We start from the raw sequence: 20,231 nt of genomic DNA on the forward strand, positions 1-20,231 counted from the left end.
GGGTTTAAATCCAGAGCTTTTTCACCGGCTTGCCGCCGTAGGTCAGGTTGACCATGGCGCGGGTGACCAGCAGCGCGGTGAACATGGAGCTCAGAATGCCGATGGACAGCGTGACGGCAAAACCCTTTACCGGCCCGGTGCCGATCGAAAACAGAATGATCGCCACCAGCAGCGTGGTGATGTTGGCATCGATGATCGAGGTGAAGGCGCGCTCGTAGCCGGCGTGGATCGCCTGCTGGACGGAAAGCCCGTGCCGCAGCTCTTCGCGAATGCGCTCGAAGATCAGCACGTTGGCATCCACTGCCATCCCCAGGGTAAGCACGATACCGGCAATGCCGGGAAGCGTCAGCGTCGCGCCCAAAAGCGACATGACCGCCACCAGCAGCGTCAGGTTGAACGCCAGGGCAAGGTTGGCAAATAGCCCGAATACCTTGTAACGCAGCAGCATGAAGGCGACGACCAGCAAGAGGCCCAGCTCGACCGAGAGCAGGCCGCGCTCGATGTTTTTCTGCCCCAGGCTCGGGCCGATGGTGCGCTCCTGGGCAAAGTAGATGGGCGCGGCCAGCGACCCCGAGCGCAGCAGCAGGGCAAGCTCCGCGGACTCCGAGGACGACTCCAGCCCGGTAATGCGAAAGCTGTTGCCAAAGGCGCTCTGGATGGTGGCCAGGCTGATGATGCCGCGCTCGACGTAGGGATCGCGGACCGTTTTGGTTTCTCCGGTTTCCGGGTCGGTGACTTCGCGGTCCCGGCTTTTGTGCTCGATGAACACCACCGCCATGTTGCGGCCGATGTTGGCCCGGGTGGCGCGGTTCATCAGCGTGCCGCCGGTGCCGTCGAGGTTGATGCTGACCTGGGGGCCGCCGTTTTCGTCAAAGCTCTGGCTGGCGCTGGAAACGCTGTCGCCGCTGATGATCACGTCGCGCAGCACCGTGGCTTCGCGCTCGGGGTTGCTGCGAAAGGCGATGGTTTCGGTTTCGCGTTCCGGGGTATCGGAGCGCGCCTCCAGGCGGAATTCCAGGTTGGCCGTGGCGCCGACGATGCGCTTGGCCGCCGTGGTGTCCTGGACCCCGGGCAGCTCCACGACGATGCGGTTGGGCCCCTGGCGCTGGACCTTGGGCTCGGCCACGCCCAGCTCGTTGACGCGGTTGCGCAGCGTCGTGAGGTTCTGGTTGATGGCGTAGTCCTGAATCTCGCTGACCTTCTGGTCGGTGAGCGTCATGACAAGCGTCGCGCCTCGGCCGTCGCCTTCGCTTTGGTAGTCGAAGTCGGGAAACTCCCGGCTGATCAGCCGGCGGGCGTCGTCGCGGTCCTCGGCGCTGGCAAACTCCAGCGACAGCGAGCGATCGTCGATCTCGGTGTTGCGGTAGCGGATGCGTTCGTCGCGCAAAAGTTCGCGCATGGCGCTGGCGTTGACTTCCAGGCGCTGGGTAAGGGCCGCGTCCATGTCGACTTCGAGCAGAAAGTGAACGCCGCCGCGCAGGTCAAGCCCCAGCGTCATCGGCGAGGCGTTGAAAGCCTTGAGCCAGCCAGGCGTGGCCTCGGCGAGGTTGAGCGCCACGGTGACATCGTCGTCATCCAGGGTGTCGTTGATGAGATCCCGGGCGCGCAGCTGGTCGTCGGCGTTGTTCAGCCGCAAGAGCCACTGGCCGTCCTGCTGCTCGGTACGCTTGACGGCGATATCGTTGTCTTGCAGGACGTCGGTGACGCGGTCGCGCTGTCTTTCGCTCAGCGCGCTGCCCTGGGTGCTGATCTGGACGGCGGGATCTGCGGGGAACAGGTTGGGAAGCGAGTAGATCAGTCCGGTCACCAACACGACCAGAATGAGCAGATACTTCCACAGGGGATAACGGTTGAGCATGTAAGCCCTGCCTTGAATAACAAACGGAGCGCTGCGCGCCGTGGGTCAGCGCGCAGCAAGGCGTGTCATCGTTCACCGTGGCATCCCTGCCGGTGCTGGCTGGCGGCGTCCGGCAGGGCAGAAGCGGATCAGATGGACTTGATGGTGCCCTTGGGCAGCACGGCGGCCACGGCGCTTTTCTGCACGTTGACCGTGGTGCCGTCGGCCACTTCCATGCTCAGAAACTCGTCGCTGATTTTGGTGACGCGCCCGACCAGGCCGCCGCCGATGACGATTTCGTCCCCCTTTTCCAGGTTGGCGATCAGCTGTTTGTGCTGCTTGGCGCGCTTGGCCTGGGGGCGCCACAGCAGGAAGTAGAAGATCACCACAAAACCGACCAGCATGACGATCTGGGCGATGCCGCCGCCGGCAGCGCCGCCGGCGTCCTGGGCGTGGGCTTGGGAAATGAGAAGATCCAGCATTCAAAGCACTCCTAGGTTGACAAGCAAAGTGGGCGAGCAAAAAGCGTTTACCTGGTCTGAACACAGGCAGGTGAAATCGTTGTACGAGAACGGCGTGCCACCGACGGCGGTCATTCGGGCGCAGGGGGCACGGGCAGGCCACGCCGGGCGTAGAATGTCTCCACGAAGGGCGCCAATGTACCCGCTTCGATTGCCGCGCGCAAATCTGCCATCAGGCGCTGGTAATGGCGTAAATTGTGCATGGTGTTGAGCATCGAGCCGAGCATTTCGTTGCAGCGGTAAAGGTGGTGCAGGTAGGCCCGGGAAAAGTGCCGGCAGGCGTAGCAGTCGCAGCCGTCTTCCAGCGGGCCGGTGGCAAAGCGGTGCACGGCGTTGCGGATCTTGACCGTGCCTTCAGCGGTGAACAGATGGCCGTTGCGGGCGTTGCGGGTAGGCATCACGCAGTCGAACATGTCAACGCCCCGGCGCACGCCTTCCACCAGGTCTGCAGGCGTGCCCACGCCCATCAGGTAGCGGGGGGTATCGTCGGGCATCCAGCCGGGCAGATAGTCGAGCACCCGGAGCATCTCTTCCTTGGGCTCGCCCACGGAGAGCCCGCCGATGGCCAGGCCGTCAAAGCCGATATCCAGAAGGCCCTTGAGCGAGCGTTCGCGCAGATCGTCGTGCATCCCGCCCTGGATGATGCCGAACAGCGCCGAGGGCGAATCGCCGTGGGCATCCCGCGAACGCCGGGCCCAGCGCAGGGAGCGCTCCATGGAGTGCTCGGCCTCGGCGTGGGTCGCCGGGTAGGGCGTGCACTCGTCAAAGATCATGACCACGTCGGAGCCCAGCGAGCGCTGCACGGCCATGGACTCTTCCGGGCCCATGAAGACCTTCGCGCCGTCTACCGGGGAGCGGAAATGCACGCCGTCTTCGCTGATCTTGCGCGTCTTGCCCAGGGAAAATACCTGAAAGCCGCCGGAGTCGGTGAGAATCGGCCTGTCCCACTGGGCGAAGTCGTGCAGATCGCCGTGGGCCTCGATGACCTCGACTCCCGGGCGCAGCCACAGGTGGAAGGTGTTGCCCAGAATGATGTCGGCGCCGATCTCCTTGACCGACTCGGGCGTCATGCCCTTGACCGTGCCGTAGGTGCCCACGGGCATGAAGGCCGGTGTTTCGACGATGCCGCGGGGGAAGTGCAGCCGTCCGCGGCGGGCGCGGCCGTCGTCGGCCAGGCGTTCGAAATCCATGAAGCAGTCGCTTCGCTTGTGGGGGTTTTGCATGTCAAAAGCTCGTCAGGAACAGGGCGAAAAGCGCGGGGTCAGGGAGCGCGTCGGGTCAGCAGCATGGCGTCGCCGTAGCTGAAAAACGCGTAGCGCTCGGCCACCGCGGCGCGGTAGGCGGCAAGCGTGTTGTCATGGCCGATAAACGCCGCGACCAGCATCAGAAGCGTCGACTCCGGCAGGTGGAAGTTGGTAATCAGCGCGTCCACGCAGCGCCACCGGTAGCCCGGGTAGATAAAGATGTCGGTGTCGCCGCGGTAGGGCGCAAGAGTGCCGTCGGCGGCGCCGGCGGTTTCCAGGCAGCGCACGGCGGTCGTGCCCACGGCGATCACGCGCCGGCCGGCGGCGCGGGCGGCGTTGACCCTGGCACAGGCGGTTTCGTCCACCTCGAGCCATTCGCTGTGCATGTGGTGGTCGCGGATGTCGTCGGCGCGCACCGGCTGAAAGGTGCCCGCGCCCACGTGGAGGGTGACAAAGGCGCTTTCCACGCCCTTTTCGGCGAGCGCATCCAGCAGCGGCCGGTCAAAGTGCAGCCCGGCAGTGGGGGCGGCCACCGCGCCGTCGTGACGGGCGTAGACCGTCTGGTAGCGTTCGCGGTCGCTCCACTCGTCTTCCCGGGTAATGTAGGGCGGCAGCGGCATGTGGCCGTGGCGCTCGAGCAGCTCGATCATCGGCGTCTCGCCTGAAAAACGCAGCTCGAAAAGGGCTTCTCGGCGAGCCTCCACCACGGCGCGAACGCCGCCTTCAAAGACGATCTCGGTGCCGGGCCTGGGCGCTTTGCTAGCGCGCAGGTGGGCAAGCCCCCGGTGGGCGTCCAGCGGGCGCTCCAGCAGCATTTCCACCCGCCCGCCGCTGGTCTTGTGGCCGTGCAGCCGGGCGGGAATCACCCGGGTGTCGTTGAAGACCAGCAGGTCGCCGGGCTCGAGCATGCCGAGAAGCTCGGGAAAGCGGCGATGCTCGAGCCAGCCGTCGTCGTCGGCGCACAGCAGGCGGCAGTCGCTGCGCTGCTCGGACGGGTAGCGGGCAATCAGCTCCTCGGGGAGCTCGTAGGCGAAGTCGGCACGCTGCATGGCAAGGCTCGCGTAGAGTCCGGGGCGGGCCCGGAGGGGATAAAAAACGGCGCACAGGATAGCGCGTTGGCGCGCCAAAGTCAGGCGTTACAATTGACGCCAAACCCGTGAACCGTATAATGCACGCCTGTTGCCGGTGTGGCGGAATGGGTAGACGCAGTGGATTCAAAATCCGCCGCCCTCACGGGCGTGCCGGTTCGAGTCCGGCCACCGGCACCATCGAATACGAGAGAAGGCCCGATGCTGATGCGTCGGGCTTTTTTGTGGGCAATATCCCACTCCCGGCGGGCCATTAGGCATCGCTGTGTTTTTCTACCGGAAAGCGGGTGTCGCGCAGGCTGTCCTTGATCTTTTTCAGGTGGGGGAGAAAGTCTTCGCCCCGGCGCAGGGTGACCCCGGTGGCCAGGGTATCCACCAGCGCCAGCTGAATTATCCGCGAAGTCATGGGCATATAGTGGTCGGTGTCTTCGGGGGTGACGACTTCGAGCACGGCGCTGCACTCCCGGGTCAGCGGCGAGTCCGGCGCGGTGATGCCGAGCACCACGGCGCCGGCCTCGCGGGCAACCCGTGCAATGTCGACAAGCTCCCGGGTGCGCCCGGTGTAGGAAATCACCACCACCACGTCGCCGGTGTGGCAGGCGGCGGCAATCATCCGCTGCATGAGCACGTCCACATAGGCCATGACCGGCAGGTTGAAGCGGAAAAACTTGTGCTGGGCGTCCTGGGCGACGGCGCCGGAAGCGCCGAGGCCGAAAAAGTGGATCTGCTTGGCCTGGGTCAGATAGTCCACCATGCGCTCCACGGCGTCCATGTCGATGCTCCGGCGGGCTTCGTCCAGGGCGGCAATGGTGGCGCCGAAAATCTTGCTGGTGTATTGGCTGGCGCTGTCGCCGGGCTCTACCGCTCGGGTGACATAGGGCGTGCCGCCGGCGAGGCTCTGGGCCAGCTGGATCTTGAAGTCGGGGTAGCCCTTGGCGTCGAAGTTGCGGCAGAAGCGGTTGACCGTGGGCTCGCTGACCCCGGCGGCCTGGGCGAGGCTGGCAATGCTCAGGCTGGTGGCGGCGGTGGGGTCGTCGAGAATCACGCAGGCAACCTTGCGCTCCGAGCGGTTGAGGTCTTCCTGGCGCTGGCGCAGGCGGTCAAGCAGGTCGTGGGCCATCAGAGTCTCCGTGGACGGGGGCAAGCGGGGCGCGACGCGTCTGCCCGGCGGCGGTAGCACAAGGGCGGTTGGGCGCGTGAGCTATCCGGATGATACCGGAATAGCGCCTGCCGGCTTAAGCCTTGCGCGCCGGGTGCAGATAAATTATCCGCCGACGGCGTGGCCGCCTGCGCGGGGATGATGGCATAATGCCCCGATTTGAGGCCGGCAGCGCCCGGCTTTGCAAGGCCTCTTCTGACAGCTTTCCAATACAGGCGTAGGCGGTGACTAGCGAAACTCGAAAATGGCCGGTGCACAGGTGGCTCGTGCTGGGGCTCTGTGCCCTGCTGGCGCTGCTGCAGTACAAGCTGTGGCTGGGGCGCGGCGGGGTGCAGGAGCTGCACCAGGTGCAGGGGCGGGTGGCGGCCCAAGAAGCCGTCAACGCCCCCATGCGCGAGCGCAACGACCGGCTGGCGGCCGAGGTCAGGGACCTCAAGACCGGCCTTGACGCCGTGGAAGAAAGGGCCCGAAGCGATATGGGCATGGTGCGCGCCGACGAGCAGTTCTTCTGGGTGCCCGGAGCAGAGCCGTGAGCCGGACGACCTGGCTTGTGGTGCCCGCTGCCGGTCAGGGACGGCGCATGGGCGGCGATCGCCCCAAGCAGTATCTGTCGCTTGCCGGCGAGGCGCTGCTCGCGCGCACCCTTGGCCGCCTGTATCAGGCGCTGCCCGACGCGCACCTGGCGCTGTGCCTGGACGACGGCGATCGCTGGTTTCGGCCCGAGTGGGTGCCGTTTGCCCGCTGGCGGCGAGTCACGGGAGGCGCCGAGCGCATGGACAGCGTGCTTGGCGCGCTGCGCGCCGTTCCCGCCGCCGACGGCGATACGGTGCTGGTGCACGACGTTGCTCGGCCCTGCGTGATGCCTGATGACGTCCGCGCGCTGGCCGACGCGGCGGCGAAGAGTGCGGACGGAGCGCTGCTGGCCATGCCGGTAGCCGATACCATGAAGCGCGCCACGCCCGAGGGCACCTGCGCGCATACCGAACCCCGCGATGGTTTGTGGCACGCGCTGACGCCCCAGGGATTTCGCTACGGGCTGCTGCGCCGAGCGCTGGAGCACTCGCTTGCCGGCGGCGCGGCGGTCACCGACGAGGCCTCGGCGGTAGAGGCGCTGGGAAAAAGGCCCCGGCTGGTGAGCGGGCGGCGGGACAACCTCAAGGTGACTCACCCGGACGACCTGGCGCTGGCCACCGCTATCCTGGCGGCCCAGGAAGCCTGACGGTAAACAGGCCCTGCCGCCTCTGCCGTCGGTTAACAGAAACGTTTTGCTATCAGGAGGTTGCCATGCGCATCGGCCACGGCTTTGATGTCCACCGCTTGGGTCCCGGCGATCACGTGATGATTGGCGGCGTCAGGCTGCCCTTCGCGCACGGGTTTGTCGCCCACTCCGACGGCGACGTGCTGCTGCACGCGCTGTGCGATGCGCTGCTGGGCGCCTGCGCGCTGGGCGATATCGGCCGCCATTTTCCCGATACCGATCCGGCCTGGAAGGGTGCCGACAGCCGCGACCTGCTGCGCCGAGTGCTGGCGCTGGTCGAGGGCGAAGGCTTCGCGCCGGTCAACCTGGACGCCACGCTGATGGCCCAGGCGCCAACAATGGCGCCGCACATCGACGCCATGCGCGAGACCATCGCCGACGACCTTCAGCTTTCGCTGGGCCAGGTCAACGTCAAGGCCACGACCACCGAGCGGCTGGGCTTTACCGGCCGCGGCGAAGGCATCGCCGCCGAGGCGGTGGTGCTGCTGGCGCGGCGCGGCTCATGAGCCCGGAGCCTGGCTGGGCGCGCTGTCTGGACGCCGCCTTCGGCCCGCCGCTGCCCGGCGAGTACCGCGCCGCGCCGGAGGACTTCCTCGTCGACGAGGAGCTCGACTTTGCGCCGGAAGGCCGCGGCGAGCATCTCTGGCTGCGTATCGAAAAGCGCGAGCAAACCACGCTTGACGTGGTCAGAACGCTTTCGCGGCTGTGCGGCGTCACGCCGCGCGAAGTGGGCTACTCGGGAATGAAGGACCGCTTTGCCGTCACCCGCCAGTGGCTCAGCGTTCACCTGCCCGGCCGGGACGCCCCGGAGATGCTGGAGACGCGGCTCAGCGCGCTTGGCATTGCGGTGCTGGAACAGGGGCGCCATCCGCGCAAGCTCAAGCGCGGCGTGCACCGCGCCAACCGCTTTGCCCTGCGCGTGGGCGGCGAGGCCGTTGACGCCGAAAGCTTCAGCGCACGCTGGCAGGCGCTGTGCGAGGGCGGCGTGCCCAACTATTTCGGCCCCCAGCGGTTCGGTGCCCAAGGGCGCAACCTTCAGCGGGCCCGGGCGCTGCTGGCCCGGGGCTGGCGCAAGCGCGACGATCGCCAGGGCATGCTGCTGTCCAGCGCGCGCAGCTTTCTTTTCAACGAACTGCTGAGCGCGCGGCTGACGGCGGGCTGCTGGGCAATGCCGCTGGCCGGCGATACGCTGATGCTCGACGGTACCCAAAGCCTGTTTGCCGTGGAGTGCGTGGATGCCGCGATCAAGCGCCGCGCCGCCGAGCTTGATCTGCACCCCATCGGGCCGCTGTGGGGCCAGGGCGAGGGCGAGAGCAGGGGGGAGGTGGAATCCGCCGCGCCCGCACGGCGCTTCGAGCTGCGGCTGGAACAGGCGCATCCGGCGCTGTGTGAAGGCATCGAGCGGGCCGGGGCCAAAAGCGCCTGGCGGGCGCTGCGCTTGCGTCTGGGCACGCCCGAGCTGACGCCGCTGGGTAGCGGCGCCAGGCTTGAGTTTTCGCTGCCCAGAGGCAGCTTCGCCACCGCCGTGCTGCGCGAGCTGCTCGCCCATGGGGATTTTGCCCCGTGGCCCGCGGCTTGAGACCGGGTATCAACGACACCCTGGCAGGTGAGGAACAAGGAGTGAGATCATGCGGCGACTGCTGCTTTCCAACGACGACGGCGTTCACGCGCCGGGGCTGCGGGCGTTGTACGACGGGCTGATCGCCCATGCCAACGTGCGCGTGGTGGCGCCCGACAGGGACCGCAGCGGCGCGAGCAACTCGCTGACGCTGTCGCGTCCGCTGGCGCTCACCGCGCTGGAAAACGGTTTTTACAGCGTCGACGGCACGCCCGCCGACTGCGTCTACCTGGGCGTCAACGGCGTCTGGGACGAAAAGCCCGATCTGGTGATTTCGGGCATCAACCACGGCGGCAACCTGGGCGACGACGTGCTCTATTCCGGCACCGTGGCGGCGGCCATGGAAGGGCGCGTGCTGGGCATGACGGCGATTGCGGTATCGCTTTGCGGGCGGCGTCATTTTGACAGCGCCGCCCGGGTGGCGGCGACGCTGGTGGGGGCGGCGGGTAACCTGTCGCTGCCGCCGCGCACGCTGCTCAACGTCAACGTGCCGGACCTCCCCTGGGACGCTATCCAGGGCGTCAGGGTGACCCGCATGGGCTATCGCGGCCCGGCGGAAAAGCCCGTGGAAACCCGCGATCCGCGCGGGCGCACGCGCTACTGGATTGCCCCGGCGGGGGCCAACGCCGACGACGGCGAAGACACCGACTTTGCCGCCGTCGAGGCCGGCTGGGTGTCGATCACCCCGCTGCAGACCGACCTGACGCGCCACCCGGCGCGCGCCGACGTGCAGGACTGGCTGGATGCGTTCGCCTGATGTTGATGCTCTCAAGCGACGCGGGCGAGGCATGACTTCCCCGCGCACACGAAACCGCATGGTGGCGCGGCTGGCGCGCCAGGGTATCCGCGACTCGGGCGTGCTCGAGGTGATGGCACAAGAGCCCCGCCATCTGTTCGTCGACGAGGCGCTTGCTCACCGCGCCTACGAGGACAGCCCGCTGCCCATCGGCTTTGGCCAGACGCTTTCCAGCCCGTTCATCGTGGCACGCATGACCGAGCTTGTGCGCCAGGAAGCGCCCGAGCGGGTGCTGGAGCTGGGCACCGGCTCGGGCTATCAGGCGCTGCTGCTTTCAAGGCTGGTGCCGGCGGTATATTCCGTGGAGCGCATTGCGGCGCTGCATCGCCGAGCCGCCCGGCGCCTGGCCGAGCTTGGGTCCTCGGCGCGCCTCAGGGTGTCCGACGGCACTCAAGGATGGGCAGAAGCCGCGCCGTTTGACGTCATTTTACTCACTGCCTGCGCGCGCGCGCTGCCCGAGGCACTGCTCGAGCAGCTAAGCGACGGCGGCAGGCTGATTGCCCCGCTGGAAACCCCCGACGGCGAGCAGTCGCTGGTTCAGGTGCGCCGCCAGGGACGTACCTTTGAACGGCGTCGGCTTGCGTCCGTACGCTTTGTCCCCCTGCTGGAAGGAGTCGTGGAGTGAACCGTTCCACCCTGCGCGTATTTATCACCGGTGCCGGCATGGGGGCAGCCGACGCGGTGCCCGGCGTGTCCGGCGGTACCATCGCCTTTATCAGCGGCTTTTACGCCGAGCTGATCCACACCATCCGCCAGTTCGGCCCGGGCGTTTTTGGCGTCTGGCGGCGCGGCGGGCTGAAGGGCGTTGCCCGTCATCTGAATCTGGCCTTTCTGCTGCCGCTGCTGGCCGGCGTGGCGCTTGCCGTCTTCAGCGTGGCGCACCTGGCCGTGTGGCTGATGGAAGCCTACCCGCTGCTGCTGGACGGCTTCTTTTTTGGTCTGGTTGCGGCCTCGGCGCTGGTGGTCAACAAAGCCCGGGAGCGCTTCAAGTGGCGCTACCTGATTATCCTCGGGCTGGGGCTGGTTCTGGCCCGGGCGCTGCCGTCGCTGATGCCGTTGATCATGGCCGTAGGCAACGACTCGCTGATGCTGGTCATTGCCGGCAGCATTGCCATCAGCGCGATGCTGCTGCCGGGGGTGTCGGGCAGCTTTCTGCTGCTGTCCATGGGGCTTTACGGCAGCGTCATGCAGGCCGTGCGCGGGCTTGACCTGACGGTGATGGCGCTGTTCGGCGGCGGCTGCGTGCTCGGTTTGATGCTGTTTTCACGCTTGCTGTCATGGCTGTTGCAACGGCATCATGCCGCCACCATGCAGCTGCTGCTGGGATTTATCCTCGGCTCGCTGCCGCTTCTCTGGCCGTGGCGCGAGCTGGTACGCTACCAGATGGGGTCGGACGGGCAGCTGATTCCGCTGGCGCACCGCTATCTGCTGCCCGGCGACTACGCTACGCTCACCGGAGCATCGGCGCAGACTCTTGGCGTGCTGGGCCTAATGCTCGCCGGCGCGCTACTTGTGGTGATGCTTCACCGCCAGGCCAACCGAACAGGCGCTGATCAACAGGAGACATAGTCGCATGCGCAAGATTTTCGTGATGTCCGTGCTGGCCCTGGCCGTCGCCGGCTGCGCCAACCAGCAGCAGTCCCGCCCCCAGGTGCGCGACGTAAGCGATGCCCAGCAGGCGGTCGAAAGCACGCCTCGCTATACCGTCAAGGCAGGGGATACTCTCTACGGCATTGCCTGGGAGCACAACCTCGACTATCGCCGGCTGGCTACGCTGAACGATATTGATCCGCCCTACAACATTTATCCGGGACAGAAGATTCGCCTGCGCGAGGGCGAGCAGGCCGGTGCCGACCGCAAGCTGGCCGGAACCGATACGCCGCCCGCGGGGCAGCAAAAGAGCGGAGCCGTGACCACGGGGCTGGATTCGTCTTCAGCCGCGGCCGGGCAGGGCGGCGCCGACAGCCAGGAGGTCGACTGGCTTTTGCCCGACGAGCCGGTACCCGCCGAGAAGGAAGACCGCCAGGACGAGGAGCAGGGCCAGGACCAGGAGCGGGACAAGGAGCCCACCGTGGCCGATAGCGAGAAGAAAGACGCCGCGCCGGCCGGTCGCGACGCCGACAGGCCAGACGACCCGGCGGACAGCAAGGCCGCCAAGGCCAGGGAAGCCGCCGACGACAAGGGCCAGGTGGCCAAGGCCGGCGAAAGCCAGGAAGCCGGGGCGGGCAAGGCGTCAGAGGCCGCCGCCGAGGAGGGGCGTGACAAGCGCAGCTATACGCCGGCGAAGAATATCGACTGGCAGTGGCCGGCGAACGGCGAGCTGGTAGGCCGCTTTGATGACGAAGGTAGTATTACCGCGGGCATTGATATCGCCGGGGAAAAAGGTCAATCTGTCAAGGCGGCCGGCCCGGGAATCGTGGTCTACGCAGGCAGCGGCGTACGCGGCTACGGCAATCTGGTATTGCTCAAGCACAACGATCAGTTCTTGTCGGCGTATGCCCACAACGATAGCTTGAACGTCAGCGAGAACGAAGTGATCAAGACGGGCGAAGTGATTGCCACCATGGGCAATAGCGATGCGGAAAACGTCAGGCTGCATTTTGAGGTACGCAAGAACGGCGAGCCCCAGGATCCGCTCGAGTATCTGCCTTCACGCTAGTCCCCGCGCTTTTTCTGCTGTCACAAGGCCCGCGGCCTTTGGTTGCCGTACCGCCGCAAAACAACAACAACGCCGGACATGGCGTGCGGGCAACGCCCCGGCGTGTCGACGGAGTGCCCGGTAAAAAGCGCCAGGTAGGCGCTGGGGGTAAGGGATGAGCACGGTAGAGCAAGATCTGCAGGAAGTGGACCTGAACGCGGTGGAAGAAGCGCTGGAGGCGCTTGACGACAAGCAGACCGCGGCGGAAGAAGAGGCATTTGAAAGAGCCCTTGGACGGGAAGATCGGTCGCGTGCCCAAAGCCTTGACGCGACCCAGATTTACCTCAACGAAATCGGCTTCTCGCCGCTGCTGACGCCGGAGGAGGAGGTGTTTTACGGGCGCCTGGCGCGCCAGGGCGACCCGCTGGGCCGGTCGCGAATGATCGAGTCCAACCTGCGGCTGGTGGTCAAGATTGCCCGGCGCTATCTGAACCGCGGCCTTACGCTGCTTGACCTGATCGAGGAGGGCAACCTGGGGCTGATCCGCGCGGTGGAAAAGTTCGACCCCGAGCGCGGGTTCCGCTTTTCGACCTACGCCACCTGGTGGATTCGCCAGACCATCGAGCGGGCGCTGATGAACCAGACCCGCACGATTCGTCTGCCGATCCACGTGGTGAAAGAGCTCAACATTTATCTGCGCGCCGCCCGGGAGCTGACCCAGCGGCTGGACTACGAGCCCACGGCGGAAGAAATTGCCGAGCATCTGGACAAGCCCGTGGCCACGGTCAAGAAAATGCTGGGCTTCAACGAGCGGGTGTCGTCGGTGGACCACCCGGTGGGCGGCGACAGCGACAAGCCGCTTATCGACACCCTGGCCGATGACGACGAGATTGGCCCCGAAGCCGCGCTGGTGGACGGCAACGTCAAGCAGCTTGTGGACCACTGGCTGGGCTCGCTGGGAGAAAAGCAGCGCGAAGTGGTCGTGCGCCGCTTCGGTCTGCGCGGACACGAAGCCGCCACCCTGGAAGAGGTCGGCGCGGAAATCGGCCTGACCCGGGAGCGGGTGCGCCAGATCCAGGTCGAGGCGCTGAAAAAGCTGCGCCTGATGCTGGAAAAGCAGGGTCTGTCGCTGGACGCCATCTTTGAAAGCTGAGGGGCTTGCCGCCCTTTAACGAACCGTTTTTTCACGAGCTGCCTTTTCACAAGGCAGCTTTTTGTTGGCACGGCATCTGGCCGAGGCAGCGCCTGTATCGCTGTGGTTCTGTATCATGAAGCTGTCCTTGTCAAAAACACGCTCATCAAAGCCCTTATCGAGATAGACCATGCGTCCGCTGGTAGCCCATATCGACCTTGACGCCCTGCGTCATAACTATCGCATCGCGCAGCGCTGCGCGCCCCAAAGCCATTCGGTTGCCGTGATCAAGGCCGACGCCTACGGCCACGGCGCGCTTGCCTGCGCCCGGGCGCTCGCAGACGAAGCGCCGGCGTTCGCCGTGGCAAGCCTGGAAGAGGCGCTGGTGCTGCGCCGCGGCGGTATCGACACCCCCGTGGTCCTGCTGGAAGGTATCTTCAGCGCCGACGAGCTCGAAGCCGTCGACGCCCACCGGCTGTGGATGACCGTGCACAGCCATTGGCAGCTCGAGGCGCTTGAGGCCTATACCCCGAGCGCGCCGATCCCGGTCTGGGTCAAGGTGGATACCGGGATGCACCGTCTGGGCTTTGACCCCGACGAGGCGGAGGCCGTGTGGCAGGCGCTGCGCGACGCCCCTCAGGCGGGCCAGCTGCATCTGATGACCCACTTCGCTACCGCCGACGCCGAACACAGCTCCCACTATGCTCGCCAGCTCGACTGCGCAGGCGCGCTGGCCCGCCGGCTGAAGGCCCCCCTGAGCCTGGCCAACTCGCCGGCGACGCTTGCCCACGCCGACGCCCACGGGGCCTACAACCGCCCCGGGGTGATGCTCTACGGCAGCGACCCGCTGGAGCGCGCCAACGACGCCTCGCGCGCGCTTGAGCCGGTGATGACGCTGCGCTCGGAAATCATCGCCCTGCGCGATATCGCCCCCGGCGAGCGGGTGGGCTACGGCGGGCGCTACCGCGCCGATACCCCCAGGCGCATTGCCGTGGTGGCTGCCGGCTACGGCGACGGCTACGACCGCCACGCCGCCGACGGCACCCCGATGCTGGTGGATGGCCAGCGAGCTACCCTGGCGGGGAAGGTGTCCATGGACATGCTCACCGTCGACGTGACCGGCATCGCTGACGCGCGCATCGGCAGCGAAGTGGTGCTCTGGGGACGGGCCGCCAACGGCGCGGTGCTGCCGGTGGACGAAGTCGCCCGCCACTGCGATACCATCAGCTATACCCTGCTGACCGGCGTGCTGCCCCGAGTGCCCCGGCGCTACCATCCGCTGCCCTAGCCTCCCACCGACGGCTCTGACCTGACTTATGGCGAAATCGCACTATCCCCGTTCCTTTGCCCACCCGCGCTACTGGCCGACCTGGCTGGCCATTGGCGCCATGCACGTGGCTGCCCGGCTGCCGTGGCGGCTAAAGATGGCCGTAGGCAGCGGCATTGGCCGGCTGGTCTGGCGGCTGGCCAGGCGCCGGCGGCATATCACCGCGACCAATATCGCCCTGTGCTTTCCGGAAAAAAGCGCCGAGGCGCAGCGCCGGCTGGTGAAGGAGACCTTCATTGCCAACGGCATCGGGCTTGTGGAAACCGCAACCGGCTGGTGCGGCAACGCCGAAGCCATGCGCCACCGCGCGGTCTTTCTGGGGCAGGAGAACATGGCTCGCGCCCAGGCTCGGGGCAAGGGCGTGCTGATCATCGGCATTCACTTTTCCACCCTGGACCTGGGCGGGGCGCTGCACTCGCTGTTCTTTCCCGCCGACGTGGTCTACCGACCCCACGACAATCCGCTGTTCGAGCGCTTCATGACCCGAGCGCGGCGGCGGATCTTCGGCGCCACCATTGATCGCCACGACCTGCGCGGCGTGGTCCGGCGAATCAAGGCCGGGCACGCGGTGTGGTATTCGCCGGATCAGGATTTTGGCCGCGAAGCGAGCGTGTTTGCGCCGTTTTTCGGCCAGCAGGCGGCCACCGTTCGGCTAACGGCCAAGATTGCGCGGATGACCGGCGCGCCGGTGGTGCCGCTGATGTTCCACCGCAATCCCGATAACGCTACCTATACCCTGGAGGCGCTGCCGGCGTTCGAGGACTTCCCCAGCGGCGACGAGGTCGACGACGCAGCGCGCATCAACGCCTTTATCGAGCAGGCCATCCGCAAGCACCCGGAGCAGTATCTGTGGCTGCACCGGCGCTTCAAGACCCGCCCCGAAGGCGAGGCGGGGGTGTACTGAGCAGCTCGCCGGTCAGGCCTCGACGATTTCGTAGGAGTGCTCGATCTCGACGCCGCCGTTGGCCAGCATGATGGAGGCGCTGCAGTATTTCTCCGCGGAAAGCGACACCGCGCGCTGCACCTGGTTGTCCTTGAGGCCGCGGCCGGTGACCACAAAGTGCACGTGGATCCTGGTGAAGACCGAGGGCACGCCGTCGGCGCGCTCGGCCTCAAGCTCGGCCACGCAGTCGGTAACGTCGGCGCGGGCCTTGTCGAGGATGTTCAGCACGTCAAAAGCGCTGCAGCCGCCCATGCCCATGAGCATCATTTCCATGGGCCGCGAGCCGCTGTTGCGTCCGCCGTGATCCGGCGGGCCGTCGATGACCACGCTGTGGCCGCTGCCGGATTCGGCGACAAACTGGCGCCCGTCGGTCCATTTTACCCGTGCTTTCATGCTTCACTCCGTGTCAAACCGGTTGGTATGCGAGCCTGTCAGGGTCGGCGACAACGCAGGTGCTTGTCCAGCGCGGCCAGGCGCTCGGGAGTGCCCACGTCCACCCAGCGGCCGGTAAAGTGCTCGCCGCTGACGCGGTCGTCGCGGATGGCCGTCCGCAAAAGCGGCGCCAGGGCAAAGGCGCCGGGCGGCTCGTCGGCCACCAGCGCCGGATCGATCACCGCGAGTCCCGAATACGTCAGCCGCGCCTCGCTGCCGGGTGCCTTGTCGTCAGCGACCACGCGGCCGCGCGCCAGGCAGAAATCGCCCCGGGGATGGTGCTCGGGGTTGTCCACCAGCAGCAGGTGGGCCAGATCCCCTTCGCCCAGCGCGCCAAGGCCGGGCAGCGCTTCGCACCAGACATCGCCGTTGACCAGCAAGAACGGCGCTTCGCCCAAAAGCGGCAGGGCGGCCTGAATGCCGCCGCCGGTTTCCAGCGGGGCTGTCTCGCGGCTGTAGCGGATGGCGAGCCCGAAACGCTCGCCGTCGCCCAGGGCGTTTACGATCTGCTCCGCGCGGTAGCTTATGTTGATCACCACCTCGGCGATGCCGGCGCCGGCCAGGCGCGTCAGATGATGCTCGATCAGGGGCCTGTCGGCCACCGGCAGCAGCGGCTTGGGGCAGGTGTCGGTGAGCGGGCGCATGCGCGTGCCGAGCCCCGCGGCCAGAATCATCGCCTTCACGGGGTGGCCTCCGCGGCGGCCAGCTGCGTCATGACCGCCGGGCGCAGCGTGCCTTCGACCCAGCGGGCAAAGGCAGCGTGCTCGGGCAGCGCAGCCAGGCTATCCTCCAGGTGGTCGACAAAGCGCGGCAGGCGCTCAAGGTAGCCGCTCTTGCCGTCGCGCAGGGTCAGTCGGCAGAAGATACCCAGCACCTTGAGGCTGCGCTGGGCGGCCATGGCGTTGGCCTGGTGCACAAACGCCTCGGCGCCGGTGGCCGCGCTCAGCCGGCCGTCTGCCCGGGCCTGTTGATAAAAGCGTTTCACCAGCGCGGTGAAATCGTCCCGGGTAAAGCGCCAGTAGCGTCCGCGCAGCATCGATACCAGGTCGTAGCTCAGCGGCCCGGCCACGGCGTCCTGAAAGTCGATCATGTAGACCCTGTCGCGGTGGGGCATCAGGTTCATGGCGTCAAAGTCGCGGTGGACGGTGACCACCGGCTGGGCCAGCGCCTGTCCGACCAGCGCCTCGCCAAGCGGGGCATACTCCGCCGGCGGGTCAATCCCCAGCCAGGCGCCGAGGCACCACTCGGGGAACAGCTCGAGCTCGCGGCCCAGCAGAGCGGCGTCATAGGCCGGCAGCTCGTCCGGGGCGACGCGGTTTTGCAGCTCGCCGAGCAGCGCAAGGGCGGTGTGGTATTGCGCCATGACCGCCTCGTCGTCGGTAAACAGCGCCTGCAGCGGCGTATCGCCCAGGTCGTCGAGCAGCAGAAAGCCGCTTTCGAGGTCGGCGGCGTGCACTTCGGGCACCGGCAGGCCGGCGGCGGCCAGGCGCCGGGCAACGCTGACAAAGGGCGTGCTGTCTTCCTGCTCCGGCGGGGCGTCCATGAGAATCCGGCTCGCGCCGTCGGGCAGCAGCAGGCGAAAATAGCGGCGAAAGCTGGCGTCGCCGCCGGCGGGAGCCAGGCGAATTTGCTCGGGCGGCAGGCCGTAATGGCGCGCCGCCCAGGCCTTGAGAGCGGTAAACCGATGAGAGGACATGCAAGCTCCTTGCTGGTCGGGCATCATGCGGGCTGTATAATACGCCTTCTCGACGCCAAGGATAACGATCATGGGCAAGCGATTTATGCGCGCGGCGCCAATCACGCAGACGCTCGCCGGCAGCGTGATGGCCGGGGCGGCGCTGTCGGCGCTGGGCCAGAGCGAGCCGCTGCCGCCCCGGGCGCTGGACTGGCAGCCGTGGAGCGACGAGCAGGCGGCCGATCAGGTATGCAGCGGACGCTACGTGATGCCTGCCTATCGGCTGCCGGAAAACGACAACCCCCGGGAGCTGGGAGTGGAAACCCGGGAGTCCGACTACTCCGCCGAGGGCGAGGCGCTGCTGCGCGGCGACGTGGTGCTGCGCCGGGGCAACACCGAGCTTGAAGCCGAGCGCATCTTTGTGCCGGCCAACCGCGAGCGCGTCGACGCCGAAGGCGATCTCGCCCTGCGCGACGGCCGGGCGCTGGTGCGCGGCAGCGAGGCGACGCTGTCCCTGGTTGACGACACCGGCCAGGTAAAGGACAGCCACTACGTGCTCTACGAAGAGCGCCTGCGCGGCCAGGCCTCCCGGCTCGAGCAGACCGGCGATCAGCAGTACCGCCTGCGCAACGCCAGCTTTACCACCTGTGTCCCCGGCGCCAATACCTGGCAGCTGGTAGGCAGCGATATTCGCCTGAACCAGAAAAGCGGCTTCGGCACGGCCAAGCACGCCCGTCTGAACATCAAGGACGTGCCGGTGTTCTATTCGCCCTGGCTGCGCTTTCCCATTGACGAGCGTCGCCATACCGGTCTTTTGACGCCGACCATCGGCTTTTCCAGCGACCAGCTGGACTATGCCCAGCCGTTTTACTGGAATATTGCCCCGGACCGCGACGCCACCATTACCCCGCGCTGGGTCAGCGACCGCGGACTTTTGCTGGGCGGCGAGTATCGCTACCTGCTCGAGCAGAGCCGCGGCAGCGTGGAGGGCGCCTGGCTCAATGACGACCGCGGCGGCTCCGGGGGCGACGCCAACCGCTACGAGGGCGAAGACCGCTGGTATATAGAGGCGCAGCACGCCGGGCGCGCCGCGCCGCGCAGCACCTATCAGCTGCGCTACGGCGCCGCGAGCGACGGGCGCTACTTTGACGACTTCGGCAGCAACTTTGGCGAAAGCGACCGCTACGGCATGGAGCGCCTGGCCCAGATCGACTACCGCGGCGACACCTGGCAGCTCGACGCCCGGGTCCAGGGCTATCAGCGGCTGGATGACCCCTTGAGCGACAGCGACAAGCCCTTTTACCGCCTGCCCAGCTTTACCGCCAACGCCCGCTGGCAGCTGGGCCACGGCTTTTACAGCCAGTGGCGCTCCAACGCCACCTATTTCTGGCGCGACGTGGACGAAACCAGGGTGCCCGAGCGCGAAGCCGCCACCGGCAGCCGCGTGCATCTGGCGCCGGTGATCGGCGCCCGCTTCGAGCGCCCCTGGGGCTACGTGGAGCCGCGCACCGAGCTTTGGAACACGGCCTACTCGCTGGATTACGGCAAGCGGAACACGTCTCGCGATACCACGCCCACCCGCAGCGTGGCGCTCAGCTCGGTGGATGCCGGGCTGACCTTCGAGCGCGAGCTGACTCTGGGCGATGACGGCTACCGCCAGACCCTGGAACCGCGGCTGAACTACGCCTTTGTGCCGCGCACCGACCAGCGCGACCTGCCCGAGTTCGACAGCCGCGAGCGCGCCTTTTCCTGGGAGCAGCTGTGGTCGCCGCACCGCTTTTCCGGGGTCGACCGCGTGGGCGATCTCAACCGCCTGTCGTTTGGCCTGCAAACGCGGCTGCTCGAAGACGCCAGCGGGCGGGAAAAGCTCTCCGCCGGCGTCGGCCAGAGCGTCTACTTCGACGACCGCCGGGTGGGCCTTGACGGCAACGACGAGACGCTGCCGCCGCGGCCGGGACCACACTCTGACGTCAACCCGGAAAGCTACTACCAGGCTACCCGCGATCGTTCGCCGGTGGTGACGCGTCTGGACTGGCAGATCACGCCGCGCTGGAGTACCGGCGCCGAGTGGCTTTACGATGATCACCGCGACCTCACCGAGCGCTCGAGCGCGGAGCTGCGCTACCGCCATCCGGACGGCCACGTGGTGAACCTGGGCTATCGCTGGGAGATCGAGGGGTTTGCTCCGAGCCTGGTGCCCGGCGACGACGACTATCGCAACTACGACCGCGAAGAGATGGACCTCTCCTTTGCCTGGAACGCCAGCCCCGAGATTGATTTGATCGGCCGCTATCTGCACGATCAGACCAACCATCGCGCCCTGGAGCAGCTTGCCGGCGTGCAGTGGAACAGCTGTTGCTACGGTCTGCAGGTGGTGTGGCGCCGCTGGGTCGACGACAACGACACCGCGCGGGTCGAGGACGACTTCAACGATCGCGGCCTGTTTCTGCGCTTTGTCCTCCACGGCCTCGGCGGCGCGGGACAGGATGCCGACAGCTACTTTGAACGTACCATTCCGGGCTATCGCCCGCCGGCGCTTTAGCCCGGCGGGCAAGGCCCCAAG

At 66.9% G+C, this 20,231-nt stretch carries 20 protein-coding genes and 1 tRNA gene; 13 read left to right on the forward strand and 8 right to left on the reverse strand.

The genetic code is table 11. The features are described 5' to 3' along the window. Window positions 1-4: 4 nt before the first annotated feature. The 4 genes from secD to queA form a co-directional block, all read right to left on the reverse strand. Entirely contained in the window at window positions 5-1,858 is a 1,854-nt protein-coding gene (gene secD, locus P1P91_RS04160) for a protein translocase subunit SecD (RefSeq protein ID WP_311884732.1), read from the reverse strand. 128 nt (window positions 1,859-1,986) lie between these two features. Then, window positions 1,987-2,319 carry a preprotein translocase subunit YajC gene (yajC, locus tag P1P91_RS04165; RefSeq protein ID WP_311884733.1) on the reverse strand — a complete coding sequence of 111 codons (333 nt, stop codon included), beginning with the start codon at window positions 2,317-2,319 and terminating at the stop codon, window positions 1,987-1,989. 110 nt (window positions 2,320-2,429) lie between these two features. Continuing rightward, window positions 2,430-3,548, reverse strand: coding sequence for a tRNA guanosine(34) transglycosylase Tgt (gene tgt, locus P1P91_RS04170; protein ID WP_311885691.1), 1,119 nt, complete (start codon window positions 3,546-3,548; stop codon window positions 2,430-2,432). Between the two features lie 71 nt (window positions 3,549-3,619). Further along, window positions 3,620-4,651 carry a tRNA preQ1(34) S-adenosylmethionine ribosyltransferase-isomerase QueA gene (gene queA, locus P1P91_RS04175; protein ID WP_311884734.1) on the reverse strand — a complete coding sequence of 344 codons (1,032 nt, stop codon included), beginning with the start codon at window positions 4,649-4,651 and terminating at the stop codon, window positions 3,620-3,622. Between the two features lie 132 nt (window positions 4,652-4,783). Between queA and P1P91_RS04180 the strand changes: the two genes are divergently transcribed. Continuing rightward, a tRNA-Leu gene (locus P1P91_RS04180) sits at window positions 4,784-4,870 on the forward strand. Window positions 4,871-4,943: 73 nt separating this feature from the next. Here the strand turns inward: P1P91_RS04180 and P1P91_RS04185 are convergent. Beyond that, the gene (locus P1P91_RS04185; protein ID WP_311884735.1) at window positions 4,944-5,810 is read right to left on the reverse strand and encodes a MurR/RpiR family transcriptional regulator; all 867 of its coding nucleotides are present in this window, start codon (window positions 5,808-5,810) and stop codon (window positions 4,944-4,946) included. A gap of 290 nt (window positions 5,811-6,100) precedes the next feature. Between P1P91_RS04185 and ftsB the strand changes: the two genes are divergently transcribed. The 11 genes from ftsB (at window position 6,101) to lpxL (ending at window position 15,522) form a co-directional block, all read left to right on the forward strand. Further along, entirely contained in the window at window positions 6,101-6,382 is a 282-nt protein-coding gene (ftsB, locus tag P1P91_RS04190) for a cell division protein FtsB (RefSeq protein WP_311884736.1), read from the forward strand. Between the two features lie 47 nt (window positions 6,383-6,429). Next, window positions 6,430-7,068 carry a 2-C-methyl-D-erythritol 4-phosphate cytidylyltransferase gene (gene ispD / locus P1P91_RS04195; protein WP_311885693.1) on the forward strand — a complete coding sequence of 213 codons (639 nt, stop codon included), beginning with the start codon at window positions 6,430-6,432 and terminating at the stop codon, window positions 7,066-7,068. A 65-nt stretch (window positions 7,069-7,133) separates the two neighbouring features. Beyond that, window positions 7,134-7,613 carry a 2-C-methyl-D-erythritol 2,4-cyclodiphosphate synthase gene (ispF, locus tag P1P91_RS04200; protein ID WP_311884737.1) on the forward strand — a complete coding sequence of 160 codons (480 nt, stop codon included), beginning with the start codon at window positions 7,134-7,136 and terminating at the stop codon, window positions 7,611-7,613. Next, window positions 7,610-8,686 carry a tRNA pseudouridine(13) synthase TruD gene (gene truD, locus P1P91_RS04205; protein ID WP_311884738.1) on the forward strand — a complete coding sequence of 359 codons (1,077 nt, stop codon included), beginning with the start codon at window positions 7,610-7,612 and terminating at the stop codon, window positions 8,684-8,686. Before ispF ends, truD begins: the two co-directional genes overlap by 4 nt. 49 nt (window positions 8,687-8,735) lie before the next feature. Further along, window positions 8,736-9,482: a 5'/3'-nucleotidase SurE gene (surE, locus tag P1P91_RS04210; protein ID WP_311884739.1), complete on the forward strand. Its 747-nt coding sequence runs from the start codon at window positions 8,736-8,738 to the stop codon at window positions 9,480-9,482. Beyond that, entirely contained in the window at window positions 9,469-10,146 is a 678-nt protein-coding gene (locus P1P91_RS04215; protein WP_376717162.1) for a protein-L-isoaspartate(D-aspartate) O-methyltransferase, read from the forward strand. The genes surE and P1P91_RS04215 overlap by 14 nt, the downstream gene beginning before the upstream one ends. Next, window positions 10,143-11,090, forward strand: a complete 948-nt coding sequence (locus P1P91_RS04220) for a DUF368 domain-containing protein (protein WP_311884743.1) — start codon at window positions 10,143-10,145, stop codon at window positions 11,088-11,090. Before P1P91_RS04215 ends, P1P91_RS04220 begins: the two co-directional genes overlap by 4 nt. Before the next feature lie 4 nt (window positions 11,091-11,094). Then, on the forward strand, window positions 11,095-12,180 hold the full coding sequence (locus tag P1P91_RS04225; RefSeq protein WP_311884745.1) for a peptidoglycan DD-metalloendopeptidase family protein: 1,086 nt from the start codon (window positions 11,095-11,097) through the stop codon (window positions 12,178-12,180). Window positions 12,181-12,334: 154 nt separating this feature from the next. Further along, a complete protein-coding gene (rpoS, locus tag P1P91_RS04230; RefSeq protein ID WP_311884746.1) occupies window positions 12,335-13,312 on the forward strand; it encodes an RNA polymerase sigma factor RpoS in 978 nt (325 codons plus the stop codon). Between the two features lie 169 nt (window positions 13,313-13,481). After that, window positions 13,482-14,579, forward strand: a complete 1,098-nt coding sequence (alr, locus tag P1P91_RS04235) for an alanine racemase (protein ID WP_311884747.1) — start codon at window positions 13,482-13,484, stop codon at window positions 14,577-14,579. A gap of 28 nt (window positions 14,580-14,607) precedes the next feature. Beyond that, window positions 14,608-15,522: an LpxL/LpxP family Kdo(2)-lipid IV(A) lauroyl/palmitoleoyl acyltransferase gene (gene lpxL / locus P1P91_RS04240; protein WP_311884748.1), complete on the forward strand. Its 915-nt coding sequence runs from the start codon at window positions 14,608-14,610 to the stop codon at window positions 15,520-15,522. 12 nt (window positions 15,523-15,534) lie between these two features. On the opposite strand, the gene P1P91_RS04245 is transcribed toward lpxL, so the two are convergent. The 3 genes from P1P91_RS04245 to P1P91_RS04255 are packed head-to-tail and all read right to left on the reverse strand — an operon-like array spanning window position 15,535 to window position 17,689. Beyond that, window positions 15,535-15,954, reverse strand: a complete 420-nt coding sequence (locus tag P1P91_RS04245; protein ID WP_311884750.1) for an OsmC family protein — start codon at window positions 15,952-15,954, stop codon at window positions 15,535-15,537. A gap of 38 nt (window positions 15,955-15,992) precedes the next feature. After that, on the reverse strand, window positions 15,993-16,676 hold the full coding sequence (murU, locus tag P1P91_RS04250; protein ID WP_311884752.1) for an N-acetylmuramate alpha-1-phosphate uridylyltransferase MurU: 684 nt from the start codon (window positions 16,674-16,676) through the stop codon (window positions 15,993-15,995). Further along, window positions 16,673-17,689, reverse strand: coding sequence for an aminoglycoside phosphotransferase family protein (locus P1P91_RS04255; protein WP_311884754.1), 1,017 nt, complete (start codon window positions 17,687-17,689; stop codon window positions 16,673-16,675). The genes murU and P1P91_RS04255 overlap by 4 nt, the downstream gene beginning before the upstream one ends. Window positions 17,690-17,759: 70 nt before the next feature. Here P1P91_RS04255 and P1P91_RS04260 point away from each other — a divergent pair, with 70 nt between their 5' ends. After that, complete coding sequence (locus tag P1P91_RS04260; RefSeq protein WP_311884755.1) at window positions 17,760-20,210, forward strand: LPS-assembly protein LptD; 2,451 nt, start codon at window positions 17,760-17,762, stop codon at window positions 20,208-20,210. Window positions 20,211-20,231: the final 21 nt, after the last annotated feature.

Source organism: Halomonas piscis, from assembly GCF_031886125.1.
Classification (GTDB): domain Bacteria; phylum Pseudomonadota; class Gammaproteobacteria; order Pseudomonadales; family Halomonadaceae; genus Vreelandella; species Vreelandella piscis.

Bases quoted from the DNA above. Each gene is read 5' to 3' on its own strand.
- P1P91_RS04215 (WP_376717162.1), top strand. From the start codon at position 9,469: ATGCGTTCGCCTGATGTTGATGCTCTCAAGCGACGCGGGCGAGGCATG.
- P1P91_RS04255 (WP_311884754.1), bottom strand. From the start codon at position 17,689: ATGTCCTCTCATCGGTTTACCGCTCTCAAGGCCTGGGCGGCGCGCCAT.
- secD (WP_311884732.1), bottom strand. From the start codon at position 1,858: ATGCTCAACCGTTATCCCCTGTGGAAGTATCTGCTCATTCTGGTCGTG.
- alr (WP_311884747.1), top strand. From the start codon at position 13,482: ATGCGTCCGCTGGTAGCCCATATCGACCTTGACGCCCTGCGTCATAAC.
- lpxL (WP_311884748.1), top strand. From the start codon at position 14,608: ATGGCGAAATCGCACTATCCCCGTTCCTTTGCCCACCCGCGCTACTGG.
- surE (WP_311884739.1), top strand. From the start codon at position 8,736: ATGCGGCGACTGCTGCTTTCCAACGACGACGGCGTTCACGCGCCGGGG.
- P1P91_RS04185 (WP_311884735.1), bottom strand. From the start codon at position 5,810: ATGGCCCACGACCTGCTTGACCGCCTGCGCCAGCGCCAGGAAGACCTC.
- P1P91_RS04260 (WP_311884755.1), top strand. From the start codon at position 17,760: ATGGGCAAGCGATTTATGCGCGCGGCGCCAATCACGCAGACGCTCGCC.
- yajC (WP_311884733.1), bottom strand. From the start codon at position 2,319: ATGCTGGATCTTCTCATTTCCCAAGCCCACGCCCAGGACGCCGGCGGC.
- P1P91_RS04245 (WP_311884750.1), bottom strand. From the start codon at position 15,954: ATGAAAGCACGGGTAAAATGGACCGACGGGCGCCAGTTTGTCGCCGAA.
- ispD (WP_311885693.1), top strand. From the start codon at position 6,430: ATGGGCGGCGATCGCCCCAAGCAGTATCTGTCGCTTGCCGGCGAGGCG.
- truD (WP_311884738.1), top strand. From the start codon at position 7,610: ATGAGCCCGGAGCCTGGCTGGGCGCGCTGTCTGGACGCCGCCTTCGGC.
- rpoS (WP_311884746.1), top strand. From the start codon at position 12,335: ATGAGCACGGTAGAGCAAGATCTGCAGGAAGTGGACCTGAACGCGGTG.
- ispF (WP_311884737.1), top strand. From the start codon at position 7,134: ATGCGCATCGGCCACGGCTTTGATGTCCACCGCTTGGGTCCCGGCGAT.
- tgt (WP_311885691.1), bottom strand. From the start codon at position 3,548: ATGGATTTCGAACGCCTGGCCGACGACGGCCGCGCCCGCCGCGGACGG.
- queA (WP_311884734.1), bottom strand. From the start codon at position 4,651: ATGCAGCGTGCCGACTTCGCCTACGAGCTCCCCGAGGAGCTGATTGCC.
- P1P91_RS04225 (WP_311884745.1), top strand. From the start codon at position 11,095: ATGCGCAAGATTTTCGTGATGTCCGTGCTGGCCCTGGCCGTCGCCGGC.